Source organism: Aquimarina longa SW024 (assembly GCF_001401755.1).
In the GTDB taxonomy this organism is placed as follows: Bacteria; Bacteroidota; Bacteroidia; order Flavobacteriales; family Flavobacteriaceae; genus Aquimarina; species Aquimarina longa.
Map to the genome: position 1 here is coordinate 157336 of NZ_KQ474099.1, position 15151 is coordinate 172486.

The following is a 15151-nucleotide window of genomic DNA, read 5'->3' on the forward strand; positions in this document are numbered from 1 at the left end:
TTTAGACATTAATCAACACCAGAAATCAAAAATAGACTAAAAAGTTATTTAAAAACAACTTTACACTAACCAGACCTACATCAGATAATCTTAATCAGATCCATAAAAAATGAAAACAAGTATTCCTGAAATAATAAACCCTTTAAACCATTCCGGAACCAATAGGTTTGAGCGTTTAGGAAAAGAACTGGATTTTAATTATGTAAAAATTGAAGAACGTCATGAAGCTGATTTTATCGCTCAGGCAGAAAAACTAGCAGAAGCCATTCAATTCTATAACCAAAATGACACTCCTTTTGGAGATTGGGTTTCTTTTTTTGACAAACAATCACCTGTTAATCAACCACACAGAGCCTTATTTATTGCTTTTTTAAGATTATTGGAAGCCCTAAACGAACATGCCAACGGACTCACCAGACGGCATCTCGATTTTTATTATCAAGAAGTACTCCAATTTGGCAAAAAAGAAGTAAAACCAGCTAAGGCACACCTATTCTTTTCCTGCGCTAAAACCCTGAAAGAACGTTTTTTGGAAAAAAGCACCTTGCTAAATGCTGGAGAAAATAAGAACGGTAAAAAAATCTTATTTCAGCTAGTAGATGAACTGGTAGTCAATAAAGCTAAAGTTACATCCTATTTTGGCTTAAATCAACATTCTGATAAATTTGGTAATCGCCTCTTTTCTAAAGATTACAGCTCTTTTCTAGCAGGCAATACAGAACAAGATAAACAAGGGTTCCCTACTTTTGGAGAACACCAATTAACACACACAAAAAAGAACGGTACATTCGTTTCTGAATTGTTAGCCCCTAATCAACTAACAATGGATGCCGCTTCCATTGGTTTTGCACTATCCTCTCCCATATTAAAATTAGAAGAAGGAAATCGAAATATTACGTTACGACTTTCTTTAGCAGGTACCTATCCTAACAATTTTAATACTGTAAAAGAACTTTTTAAATTCGAATTAACTACAGAAGACGGATGGTTTGAACTGCCACAGAAAGAAGAAAGCGGGCTTCAGAACAGTAACACTTACAAAAAAAGAAGAGACGGTAATATAGAGCTATGCATCGAATTAACGCTTAGAACAACACATCCCGCGATCATCGATTACAATCAAGACATTCATAAGGGCGCTTATCACGGTAAAAACCCTATAATCAGAATGGTTTTAAATCACCATACCACTAACACGTATGGATACGGGGCATGGAAAAACACAAAGATTAAAAATGTAGGGCTTAAAGTAAATGTTACCGGAATTCGTTCTTTAATTGTTCAGAATGAACTATCCACTCTGGATTCTTCTAAACCCTTTAGACCTTTTGGTCCTATTCCGTCGATTGGAAATAATTTTTATATCGGTCATTCAGAAATATTTAAAAATCCCTTACATACGGCTTCTATTAATATAAAATGGAAAGATCTGCCTATTGATGGTTTCGACAAACATTATGAAGGGTATCAGGAACATATTAGCAATACCTGTTTTAAGATAAGCACCGCTCTTTTAGAAAACAGAGTATGGAAAAACATCCACAATACGATTAATCTATTCCCCGATGATATATCTAGTACATCAACAAGCATTTCTTTTACAACACCACAATTAGAATACTATAAAAGAAAAACAGATACGCTATCCATTAAAGAATGGAATCATAACACCAACTATGGTTTCCTTCAACTCCATCTTACAGCACCAAACAAGAGCAAGTTTCAAGCCTTTGGTCATAAAGTGTATGCTAAAGAAGTATTGCGTAACTCACAGCTTCCAGAAAATGACCCAACAAAGAAAAATGTAGAACAGCCATATGTTCCTGTTGTAGAAAGCTTAACACTTAATTATGAAACCGAAGAAATCTTTTTCTCAGACAATGAGACAGATCAGTTCTATCATGTAGCTGCCTTTGGTCAAAAAACAAACATACTAAACAATCCTCTGAGATCTTGTTATCTTTTACCTCATTACACACATGAGGGAGAGTTATACATTGGATTAGAAGAGGTAATCACCCCACAAACCGTTAGTATACTATTTCAGTTTATCGAAGGAAGTGGAGATGCAGACCAAAGTCAGATCAACCCAGCAATAGAATGGTTTTATCTGTCTGGCGATGAGTGGAAAGTAATTGATCGCTTAAGGATCAGTAAAGATACTACCAAAAATTTGTTGAGAACGGGGATCATGCATTTTGATTTACCTATAGACTGTGATGATCAGCATCATATCATGCCCACTGGATTGTATTGGTTAAAAGCAGGCATACAGGAAAAAGCAATGGGTATTGACCGTATTCAAAACATATATACTCAGGGAGCAGTAGCCTTGGAGCAACAGCCAGAGATCAACGATCATGTAATACAACCTAATACCATTACCAAATTATATAATAAAGGTAAAGGGATTACAGAAATTTCTCAACCAGCAGCTTCTTTTGGAGGAACCAAAAAAGAAAATGAAGAAGGGTTTTATACTCGCATATCAGAACGATTACGTCATAAAGACAGGGGGGTTACGATATGGGATTATGAACGATTGGTTCTAGAAGAATTTCCTGAACTTTATAAAGTAAAATGTCTCAATCATACTAACAACCAGACAGAAATGGTTGCTGGTCATGTGATGATTGCCATTATTCCTAACCTTAGAAATAAACAGGAAAAATTTCCTTTTCAGCCTAAACTAAGCATGCACAAACGAATGGATGTGTATCATTTTCTGAGAGAACGAATAACACCTTTTATTTTTCTGAGAATAGAAAACCCAATTTATGAACCCATAAAATTATCTTTTAATGTAGGATTTCATAAAGGTCGTGATGAAGGATTTTATGGTAAAAAATTACACCAGCAATTACAAGAGTTTTTATCTCCATGGGCTTTTGAAAATACTACAGAACAAAATGCAGATCTGGTTTTTGGAGGAAAGCTTCATAAATCGGTTATCCTAAAATTTATTGAAGATCAGGAGTATGTAGATTTTGTAAATGATTTTAATATGTATCATCAATATCAGAACCCTAGCATACATGAGTATTTTAAGCATGAAATTAGCTCGGATAATGCTACCCATTCTAGCAGCACTACTGAGCAGGCATGTGATCGTATTAAAATAGCTTTTCAGGCAGAGGATACCCAAGCTTTAACCTCATTGATCGAAGTAAAAGTCAGGTTCTTAAAAGGAATTACTGATATCCCCGATACTAAACTCGGAAAAAAGATGAGTAGTGAGTTACAACATATGTTGGCATCCAAAGTAAAAAAAGGAATCACTATCACCAAAACCCTGATAAGAACAATAATAAAAAGCATCTTTTATGTCGATAAAATCGTTGCCCTCTCTTTTTATAAAGACTTACCTAATGGTTTTGTTCTGGAAGATGTGGATGTGGCAATAGCCAAAACATCACGCAGCATTATGGTCACTAGCGAACAACATCGTATTGGTGTATACAAAGCAGGAGATTTTAAATGCGAAGGCAATGTCATGATAGGAATAGGCTTTATGATTGTAGAAGCCGATTTTATAATACCAGAAGTAGAACAAAAAACAAAAACTTATGTCACTAGATAGAAAAGAACGAGATCTTATAAAAGAATCTTTCAAAACTGGAGATCGTCCCAAACAAGAAGAATTTGCAGGATTTATTGATTCCTGCATCAATCAGGTAGATGATGGGGTCTATGTAAAAGATTCTGGTACTAGCGACCCGCTAATCGGGATAGGAACACCTACACCATCAGAAAAACTGCATGTCGATGGAAACATCAAACTAACAGGTCATGTATTTGGTGATAAAACTCCAGGGTCACAAAATCTTTTACTGTTACAAAACGAAGCACAAATACAATTATATGGAAATGATCACCCTGCAAATTCTGGAGGAATTGTAATTGGACCAAAAAAGAATACTACTAATGTAGAAAGTGGAAAAATTATATTCTCCCAAAACAGTGGTAACGGTAATTGGGATACAAAAATGCTCATTGATCATAATGGTCATATAGGTATGGGTACTAATGACCCTTCAGAAAAACTGCATATCAATGGAAATATAAAAACTAATGGAAATATATATGGCTCACATACCAGTGAAATCTTAAAAATACAAGTAGACCATCTTTCTGAAGAAAAAAACACACACCCTTCCATCTACTTGCAAGGTATAGAAAGTGGAGGAAATTGGATAAACCCAGGACAATTACGCTTTAATGCAGGAGCTGGTGAAAGAAACACAAGAGGTACTGGCGGTGAAACTACAGGAGGCTTTACTTTTATTCAGCATGAGCCAAATGATGGTTATAAAACCCTAATGGAAATCACAAGAAATGGTAATGTGGGTATAGGTACAGCAAGTCCTTCTGAAAAATTACATGTAACGGGTAATGTAAAAATAGAAGGTGAAGCGCTTACCTGGAAAAATAACGCAGAAAAATTTTACATCAAACAATCCGATGATAATGGTCCATATATAGAAATGTTTGGAGCCGACCATTCTAATGATAATTCGGGAGGAATCTCCTTTATAGCCAGAGGCAATGGGACTAACAATGGCTTCTATTTTGTACATCATAATAAAGACATAAATGATTGGAAGACTTCTTTACGAATTGACGGAGAGGGGAATCAAATGATTTATAATAATACAATTTTTTTTAGGGGTGATAAAAATCATGGTATTGGATGGTTTGGTAAAGATTCTTGGACTAATGGAATCGATAAACAATTTGCAAATCAAAATATAAACGGTCCCGTACTATTTGGTCATAACGGTGGAGCCTTAGGGAGTATCCAGAATTCTAATGAAAACATGGCGCTTCAATGGTTTGATGATAAAAGAGTCGATTTTAAAGGATATTTAAGTATTAATCAAGAACCGTTTTTTGTTAGAAAACAATATATGTATAAACGAACAGATACTGTTGATGAAAATAATCTAAATCAAAATAGCTCTAATGATTACAAAATAATTGAAGATTGCCCTCCATCACAATGGGATGCAATAATAAGTAATTTTTCATATAATCATTTTAAACCAAAAGATGGAGGGAGCGGTCAGGTATCTGTTTGGATAGAACCTAATGATCAAAATACTAAATGGAAATTGAGGGTAAATTTTCCCAATGCGCATAGATGTGATAGAATGGTAGTAATCTTTTTTATCAATAAAAAACTATTCAAAAAAATATAATGATGCAACTAGAACTCACCACAGAACAAGTCAATCAAATATTAAATGCATTGGCGCAGCAACCCTATATAAGAGTGCATGAACTGATCAATACCATCCATCAACAAGGGCAGCAGCAACTACATCGGCAAGATACTGGAGATGCTAATACCTTGTCAAAAAATGCAGTACCAGTACCCGAAACGGCAGAAATACTAACAGCAACTGCTATAGATAGTAAAAACGGACAAAAAAAATAGCGCTATATCAAACCAATGAAGATAAACTCCCAGAAGATTTAGTCTAGGGCATATAATAAAGGAACAAAGACCAAAAAGACGAAAGCGACGCCAATAGTAATAGAACACACCATGAGTACGACGACAAAAAAAACAACTTTTCATCAAACTTTTGATTTTGATACCCTGATGCGAGAAGCTCGCAAGCATATTACAGCACTTGCCGGTCAGTTATGGTCAGATCATAACAGTTCTGATCCAGGAATTACACAACTCGAAGTATTGGCGTTTTGTATTGCAGATTTGAGCTATCGCACCTCGTTTGGAGTCGATGATATTCTGGCAGGGTACAAAGGCGGTAAATCACTAGATATTGATTTACCACTGGCAGATGCAGTACTCCCTAATCATCCTGTTTCTATCAAAGATTTACGAAAGGTATTACTCGATATGCCACACCCCGAATATGTGCCTCCTGTATCAAACAATGCAGTAACATCACCTCGATTATTATTAAGAAACGCATTTCCTGTCATTGCCGAAAATACCGAAATTCCATTTTTTGCAGTATCACAAAATGGAAAGGACAGTTTTTTAAACTTTAAAGACGAACACCTATTTAATCAGATAGACGCATTAGATACTCTTCAGAATTTACAGCCCGAAAAAGATAAGACTACCGCTGTAACATTCGAAAAAAGTACTTCAATACAGAAAAATTCTAGTGTACAACATACAACTACAAACTCTGCGTCTGCTCCTTCAAAAAGTCATATCGGTTCAACCAGTTCCATATACAGACAACCTACCAAAAGCTATAGCAGAACTATAAAATATAAACATGTAGATCCTATTATCTTAAATGGATTATATAACATTCAGTTAGAGTTTGAAGAAGACCCTAACAATAGCCTCAATCATTTAAAAGACCTGAATCAAAATTATTTTGAAGAAATAATTCCCGTAGGAACAAACCAGTATACCATAAGTGTACTGCTCCCTTATTGGGATGACATACAATGGTCATTACGCAATGTAGATCTCAACAACGCTACTACAGCACTACAATACAAAGAAATACAGCCAGGAGAAAACTATTTTATTGCGGTAGACAAGCTTAATTATGATGATTATTTCTACGAATACTATGCAGAACTGATACTTGACAAACACCCTATCACAGCTTTTATAAAATTAAAAACGGATATTCGTTCTTCAATTACTATTGCAGGAAAAACATATCCTTTTACAGTTAATTTCCTAGATTGGAACGAACTCTCTAACGGAGTAAAAAGAAACTATACAGGGTATGATCCAGTGACTGCTTTTGAAAAAGCCGTCAATGTAAGTATTGATGATACCGAAAATATATTTGACATTCAATCCTCTTTTACCATTACAAAGCCGGGTAAAAAACCAAAAACAATCAAGTTATTAACTCGAATTACCTTTGAACCTGATGCTACTTTACCAGATAATTATAAGGTATCATCAGAGCTTAAAAAGGTTTATCGATTCTTGTTTAAAGAACAAATAGATTTAGAGAATTCCATATATAACCGTATGGATACAATTGCTACTTCTACAACAGGGATGTATCATCAATACCTCGAAAAATTAAACCGTGTATTTAAGCTATTATATGATCAACCTAAAAATCTATGGTCGTATTTAGGAAAGTATAGAAATCTAGGAGAGGATTTTTCAAAATTTACAGCATCTAGAGTTCAGGAGATTGCTCTTTTCGGGAATGTACTATTGGCTCCCAATACTAATGCCAACAAAACCTTAGCCGAAATCTATTTTAAGATAGATCAATTTCTAAATCCCTTTATTTCATTTAATAGCCTTAGTCAGATGGTAGATAGAGGCTATCAGTTTGATCAGTTATTTAATGGCCCTTTACTACAACATGGGTTTATAGAAGATAAAGAACTAGATAACTTACAACGAAAATCGGTAGTATATACTTCTGATCTGATCAAGATTATAATGGATGTAGATGGCGTAACCGCCGTAGAAGATTTTAACATATCCAGCTATATCGATAACCGTCTGATGGGGCGCAATGTGATTAATTGTCTTAGTTTAACCAATAGTGACATTTATAAACCTCGTTTTAGTCTAGAAAAATCGGGTATAACGATTCAAATAGACGAAAAAACAGAACTCCTAGATAAAAAAGCAATCAAAGACTGGTATGCAAAAAAACGCGAGCAACGTAAAGCAACCCAGATTCCGGATTCTAGCTATTATGAAGTATCTGTTCCTTTGGGAAATGATATGGAGATTGAAGCTTACAAATCTATCCAACATGATTTTCCAGAAGTATATGGTATTGGAGCGTATGGTTTACCGCTAGATGCAACTACAGAACGTAAGGCAAATGCTAAACAACTTAAAGCCTACTTACTTCCTTTTGAACAGTTACTGTCTAACTACTTAAAACAAGTAGCACATCTACCCGAGCTTTTTTCTTATAATCGAGATATAGAAGGCACCTATGCTTATCAGCCTTTGTATGATGTACCAGATGTACAGTCTCTATTCAAGGATTTTGTACAGAGTAATGATACCTGGGAAACCTTTAAACAAGATCCGAACAATAACAATGGTTATCAAAGTATATTAAAAAATGACGCCAAAAAAGATTTTGGTAGTCGAAGAAATCGTTTTCTAAGTCATCTGTTAGCACGTTTTGGAGAAAGTTTTGAAGCCTACGCTACCCAATTATTCGATCAGCATAAAGTGCTACTTAATAATGTTAATCAAACAGGACTCTATAAAGAAAAGAGAGAAGAAGAATTGGTACGACTTATTGATGATAAGATTTCTTTTGGCGAAGATTATAAAAAAGTAAGTGGTGAACGCTACAATGCATTTGATACAACAGTAAAACAACTCACTACCCTTAGTGCTTGGCAAGATGATACTATCGGGTCTTATAAGCTTCGTTTATGCCGCTTGCTAGGCATAAAAACCACTGGAAACGAATTTATTTTCGGAACTGGAGATCAAGGAACAGATAAAGAAGGGATGCATATTGTAGAACACATCCTCTTGCGCCCCCGAACCGAGGACAGTACCTTTCTGGAGTTGACCAATCGAACTGGTAGCAAAGGTACTTTTATCTATGATGCAGATAAAGACCCCTACTCTTTTAAAATCACCATCGTTTTACCCAATAAGGCAGACCGATTTAAAAGTGAAGCCTTTAGAAAATTTACAGAACGGTTGATTCAACTGGAAACCCCTGCCCATATTGTCATTGATTTTAAATGGATGAACGGTAGCTGTGGAAGAAATTTTGAAAAAGAGTATAGTGCTTGGAAAAAAGGTGTTTATAAAATGCAACCTCATCATTTTCAAAACAGAACAGAGTTTACAGATCCTCTTAAGAAAGCACTACAAACCGAACATCTGTTAATGCCCAACGATACGACAGCAATATTAGGAGCTTCTATCCTCGATTTACAAAATAACCTAGTCACTAAATTGAATACCTCATGTCAACTAAAGCTTACATTTTATGATGCCGATGACAAAGGGATTTCTGCCTTAAACGGAACGCTCTCTTTTGAAGATACCAAAACAGATATTCATCACATCAAGATTAGTGAAACAGGAGGATTACTAAGTGTTTATAAGTGGGAAAAAGAAAACTGGAATCTAATAAAAGAGTCTGCGCAGATTACTCAACACTATTTTAATGTCAACAAATATTTTGAAAAAAATAAGTTAGGATTAATCACTAATTATGGAGGTGCAGGAGAATACCGCATAGTATACCAAGTAAAAAAACAATTGGTAGAACAAATCATTAAGGTCAATAAAGAAATCATTCCTATTCATATACAGATAGGAAATTCGGATCAAATATTAACTTTTAACACCGCAACAGATGACATATTCCGTATTTCGAATAAAACATGGGATGATCATTTTGTACAGTTCGAACCTAGATCTATCTCCAATAATGACAGAGTAAAAACATATGGTACTGCGCTACTGTCTTCTGCAACCAAAAAACTACCACCAACTCTAATTAGTAAGGACAAAGCAGAGAATGTATTACTTTCTGATATCTATACTAAATATGGCGCTGGCAACTATCATATCACCTATCAACTAGGTGATCAGACTACCCATGGTAATCTAGAATTATACCTTGATCTCTCTGCCAAAGTTTTCCATAAGAAAACAGAAATCCCTCCTAACAATGACAATGTTATAATGATCCCTTCAGAAATCAGGAGTTTCAAAATACAATTTGATGTCCCTAAAGGATCTCTTACAGTATATAAAAGAGATGATGTCATTACAAGTATTTCTGCGGACACTCCAGAAAGTACAGAATCCATAAACAACGTTCCGTATGGTACTATAGCGTATTATGAAAAAATTACTCATCTCACCATAGATAGAGACAAAACAACTATTTATCAAGATGATCAATACTACACTTTTGTGTACAGACATTCTGGGATAGAAACACAGATAACTATACTGCTAGTCGCGCCTCCACCATCACCAACAATAGAAATATTAGAAGATGGGAATGTATTAGACACTACTCCCTATGCCTTGAGTATGAAAAACGAAAGTTCTATATATTCAGCTAGATTACACCCTAAAGAAGGAGTCGCCAACCTCTGGACAAACATCAATGGTGAACAAAAAATAATAAACCTGTTTACAACTGATCATGATCAGTATATCAAAAAACTAGATTTAAACGATTTATATCAGATAGGAGCCATAGGACCTTTTTATATTTCATACAAAAATAAACAAGGAGAAACTATAATAGATTTCACCCTAATCCCAAAACAGATCCAGGAAGATCCAACAATATTGCTCTATCAAAATGGAAAGAAAGTAGAAAATCCTACTATTCTAATCGAGCAAGATCTATATGAAATGAGGTGTACACCCATCGGAGGCATCAGAGAAATCCAGAAAGTATTGGACTATGGCTTTCAAACCATAGAAAGTCTACAAATTAACGATAACAATAGTCTAGAAAAACTAGATATACAACATCTCTTTGATACCTACGGCAAAGGAACCTATCAAGTGGTATATAGCATAACGTATAAAAAACAGCATATCTCTTTTACTATTGATAAAGCAACGTTAGCTATTATAAACAGTGCTACAAAACAACCCGTTCTTACTGTACATGATGAATACACCCTCATATTTGATTATACCGATACCTCACAATATTTTTCATTTGAATTTGCAGGAAAATCAGGAAAATTGATCTTAACAGATTCTGACAATAAGCAAATTGGCAAATCTACCTTAGATGGTAAAATCCAGCTTACAATGGCTGATCTACCTAGTGAAGTATACCAACTCGTCTTTAGTGCAGAAGATGGAACAAAAATAAAAGAACGTATCAGAGTCATTAATCTTAACCCCGTTTTTAGCCTTACCGAAGTAGAAAAAATATCTGAAGGATTGTATAAAGTAGTCGCTAAACCAAACTATCCTACTGTCAGTACGTATGTCTGGAGAATAGATGATGTTTTTATATCACGAGCTAAAAACCCAAAATTGTCCCTTGATTTTAGTAATAAAGAAACCATATCCGTTCAATTGACTATGCATCAAGATGATGAAGAGCAAGCCTATGCCATTAATGTAACTAGAGCATCCTTAAACAGGTTAATCACCAATAAATGAGTTCTAAAAACATTGTCATACAAAAGCTAAAGCTAGATATTTATATGGATGAACATCCCCATCCACAGGAGTTTCTAAACAAAAGTACCACAGAAATGAAAGAATCAGTGATGCCTTTGGTTTTAGAACAATTGAAAAACTATGATTTTGGAAAGCAAAATCTAGCAGTAGATAGTATAGCATTAACCATAAAACGAGACTCTTTTACAGATTGGACTACAGATATCAGTAAAGCCATTACAGACAAGATTGTAACCTGTATCAATCCTGTAAAAGATATGGTTGACACGAATACAGCATTTCTTATGGAAACAGGTGTAACACCTCATTCTAAAACCAAAAGGATTGTTGATATCATGCAACATTTTCTTACTCATGGTACACTACCCTGGTGGAAAACCGCTTTAGAAGTAAACACCTATAGAGATCTCGAAAAAATATGGCTTGACAAAAAGGTAACTCTTAAAGAGACATTAGGTTTTGCTGCATTTTTAAAAAATTACCCCCAAGCCATTACCCGTTTTGTTCGTCAGGCTTCTCCTGTGCTATTAAATGAATGGGTAAGAACATTGACGGATCAACGGGTTTACAGATTTATAAATATCCTTCTGGATATGACCGAAGAAAAAGAAAATATCTATAAACCGATTATTCAGTATTTGGTAGTACAGCGAGATCAAACTATTCCTCTTACAAAGTGGATAGCCATATTTCCTGTATTTCTAAAAAACAATAAAAATGCGACTGCATTCAGAGAGCAATTGCAAATAATTGTAAAAAAAGTGATTCCTGAGAAAGCTTCAAAAGCTCATCATTTTTTACCCGAGCTTCGTGTACTTCTTGAAAATTGTAATCAGGAACAAGAAGGTTTAGCCTCCATCATCAATAAAACAGAGATTACAGATGACACAAAAGATAAAACATCACCAGTAGAAGCAGTTTATACAGACTATGCTGGGATTGTACTGCTTAATCCCTTCTTTCCTTCTCTGTTTAAAAATCTGGGGTATCTCGATAAAAAATACCAGTGGGTAAACGAAGCCTCTCAGGTAGAAGCAATATACCTGCTCCATTATCTGACATCTGGCAATGAAAGGCCAACAGAAGATGAGGTATTTGTAGCAAAACTTTTAGTCGGCTATCCACTAGATGAAGTATTACCTGTATTAGATAAAAAGGAAACTGAGCTTTTTAGCACGTCCAAATCACTACAAAAAGAAATGGACGCATTACTAGAGGCAATACATCAAAACTGGAAGCCTATGAGAAATTGCACATGGGCAGGTTTACAAAACGATTTCTTAAAACGATCGGCAAAAGTAAGCCAAACAACAAAAATGCAATATGTATTAACAATAACACCACATGCGTTAGACATTCTTCTTCCCTTAAAAAAATGGGGTATTTCCATGATTAAGTATTCTTGGATGGAAGATATGTTGCATGTGGAGTGGAAATAAATAAATCATGTACATACCAGCACAAAAACAACAAAGTAATAATAAAGCAAGTACTTCTGGTAAAAGTATTGATCAAATAGTTGGGGATAAAAAAAATCCTGTTAATTCTAAGATAGAGGAAACAATTCGATTTTATACATATATTAGAGATAAATATGCTAAAGTAGGAAGTTTTGTTTATGATTCGTCGCCCAAACATGAAACTCATCTTCCACCTATGGATAATAACCTTGATTATCAAAACTATCTTAACGAATCAGAATCTGCTAATATAACATTTGAATCTGCGCTTTTAATGGAAAGTAAGCTAGCTAAAGCAAAAGGCATTTATTTTGATCGTTATATATTTAAGAAATTACGATCAGGAATGAGAGTTAATAGTGATTTTTTAAAATATGTAATTGAGAAACATGGAAAATTAGCATCATACCAAAGAAATTTTCTAGATCATGGTATTGTTTCATTTGGAATTACTTCTGCAGATGTAGATCGATTTTATGCTACAAAACGCCCTACTTTTTTTGAAGCTGCTTTAATGGCTAAAGATGTATATGATAATCCAGAAAACACAAGAGAATTGCAAGGAGGTTGGAGAGCATCTAGACGTGAAATACCTGGGGTAATTTATATGAATAATGAGATAGGTTTTCAATCTAGGTTATATGAAAAATTAAATAAAAATGGAGGAGTTATTGCGTACGCTTATGTAAGTCGTGGTTCAGATGAGCTTATCGATTTCAAAGATAATTTTCAACAAGGAAGCCCTTCAAATCTTATATTTTCGAGTGCTCAGTATAATCTATCAATGGATAATGCAAAATTGATTAGTAATAATTTAGGTGATGCAGAATTAACGATGGTAGGTCATTCTTTAGGTGGAGGATTAGCGCATGCAAATTCGGTTGTTACAGGTAGAGAATCTATCGGTTTTAATCCTGCAGGTCTTTCGTATTTCACTAATTCTTTTGAATACAGTCCCCACCCTTTAAGCAATAGAGGTAAAGATGCATCTAGTATTATCGTGGAAGGAGAGGGTTTAAACGTTCTAAATACATTTACTACAGTTTTTGGTGCAGGGGTAAATAAAGGGGATGAGTATAAACTAGAAAATGGAGATCCTAGTACAGTACCATTATGGATGGTAAATCCAGTTTTAGGAGCTGCTGTAGATTTTAATAACGGATTAAATCGTCATGGAATGGATACCGTATTAGATTTAATGGAAAAAAATTCATGGAAAAAATAAAACCTTTATTTAATGATAACTTCCATAAAAAATATAATTGATATAGTTGTTAAACTACATGTTGCCAACATCAACAATACAGAAAACTATGCTCTGGATGAACTTTATAACACCCAACTACAGATTGAGGATGGCGCCTTACTAGAGATTGTAAAGAAGTACAAACTCAATTTTCAGGAACAAGTAATCCTGTTATTAGCCCTTACCCCCTATTTTTCGCCACAAACATTAGATATATTTCTAGCAAAAAATCCCAACTTCGATGTGATCTGCACAGAGTTTGGGGGAACCACCCAAACCCCACACAGAGGCGTAATCCCAACCGCAGAGACAGCAATATTTCTGCTCGCAGCACGTGATCCAGAAAAAAGAAAAGAAGTAGCTACTCTATTACTTCCAGAAAGTAAACTGGCAAAAAACAATCTGGTATCGCTAGACCCCGTAGCAGACAATATCCCTCCGCTTAGTGGTAAATTGTTACCCCATGAAGAACTGGTGCAATTACTTATGTATGGAGCAGTGAAACCCCCAGCGTTAAGCCCACATTTTCCTGCACAACAACTCACCACCACAATGGAGTGGGAAGATCTAATTGTTTCTAAAAAAACCAAAGAACAATTAAATGACCTTCAAAATTGGCTGAACTATAACCAAGCACTACAGGCACATCCCGAACTAGGAAAACGAGCCAAAAAAGGATACCGAACCCTGTTCTATGGCCCTTCTGGCACAGGAAAAACCCTTACGGCAAGCTTACTAGGTAAAAGTGCTAACAGACCAGTGTTTAGAATAGACCTGTCGCTTATGGTATCTAAATATATAGGAGAAACAGAAAAAAACCTGTCGGGTGTATTTAAAAAGGCAGAACATAAAAATTGGATCCTTTTTTTTGATGAAGCCGATGCTTTGTTTAGTAAACGAACAGAAACCAGTAGTTCTAATGATCGTTTTGCAAATCAAGAAGTAGCCTATCTTTTACAACGCATCGAAAATTATAACGGGATGGTCATACTGGCTTCTAATCTCAAACAAAATATAGACAGTGCCTTTATGCGCCGATTTCAATCTCTAATTTATTTTCCTATGCCAGCAAAGAAAGAACGCAAACTCATATGGGAGAAGACAATACCTAAAGAACTCCCCCTATCTCCAGAAATTGATATGGATCGACTAGTTGATCATTATGAGTTTTCTGCTTCACAAATCAGTAATATCGTACAATCCTGTTTTATAGATACACTGGCTACTAACACAAAAGAAATCACCAGTGACATTCTTATCAAAAACCTGAGTCAGGAGTTTAATAAAATAGATTTGTTATTCGAAAACAGGTTATAA

At 35.0% G+C, this 15151-nt stretch carries 7 protein-coding genes; all 7 read left to right on the forward strand.

Going from position 1 to position 15151, the window contains the following annotated elements; genetic code table 11:
• Positions 1-109 precede the first annotated feature (109 nt).
• The 7 genes from N456_RS09815 (at position 110) to N456_RS09845 (ending at position 15151) form a co-directional block, all read left to right on the forward strand.
• Complete coding sequence (locus tag N456_RS09815) at positions 110-3580, forward strand: baseplate J/gp47 family protein (protein ID WP_062056404.1); 3471 nt, start codon at positions 110-112, stop codon at positions 3578-3580.
• Positions 3567-5198 (forward strand): hypothetical protein, encoded by a 1632-nt coding sequence (locus N456_RS09820; RefSeq protein WP_148639279.1) that lies wholly within the window; start codon positions 3567-3569, stop codon positions 5196-5198. Before N456_RS09815 ends, N456_RS09820 begins: the two co-directional genes overlap by 14 nt.
• A 2-nt stretch (positions 5199-5200) precedes the next feature.
• The gene (locus tag N456_RS09825) at positions 5201-5437 is read left to right on the forward strand and encodes a hypothetical protein (protein ID WP_162491424.1); all 237 of its coding nucleotides are present in this window, start codon (positions 5201-5203) and stop codon (positions 5435-5437) included.
• A gap of 111 nt (positions 5438-5548) precedes the next feature.
• Positions 5549-11107, forward strand: coding sequence for a hypothetical protein (locus N456_RS09830; RefSeq protein ID WP_062056410.1), 5559 nt, complete (start codon positions 5549-5551; stop codon positions 11105-11107).
• Positions 11104-12567: a contractile injection system tape measure protein gene (locus tag N456_RS09835; RefSeq protein WP_062056412.1), complete on the forward strand. Its 1464-nt coding sequence runs from the start codon at positions 11104-11106 to the stop codon at positions 12565-12567. The genes N456_RS09830 and N456_RS09835 overlap by 4 nt, the downstream gene beginning before the upstream one ends.
• A gap of 7 nt (positions 12568-12574) precedes the next feature.
• Positions 12575-13813, forward strand: coding sequence for a Tle-like phospholipase domain-containing protein (locus tag N456_RS09840; protein WP_062056414.1), 1239 nt, complete (start codon positions 12575-12577; stop codon positions 13811-13813).
• Positions 13814-13825: 12 nt separating this feature from the next.
• Entirely contained in the window at positions 13826-15151 is a 1326-nt protein-coding gene (locus tag N456_RS09845) for an ATP-binding protein (RefSeq protein WP_062056415.1), read from the forward strand.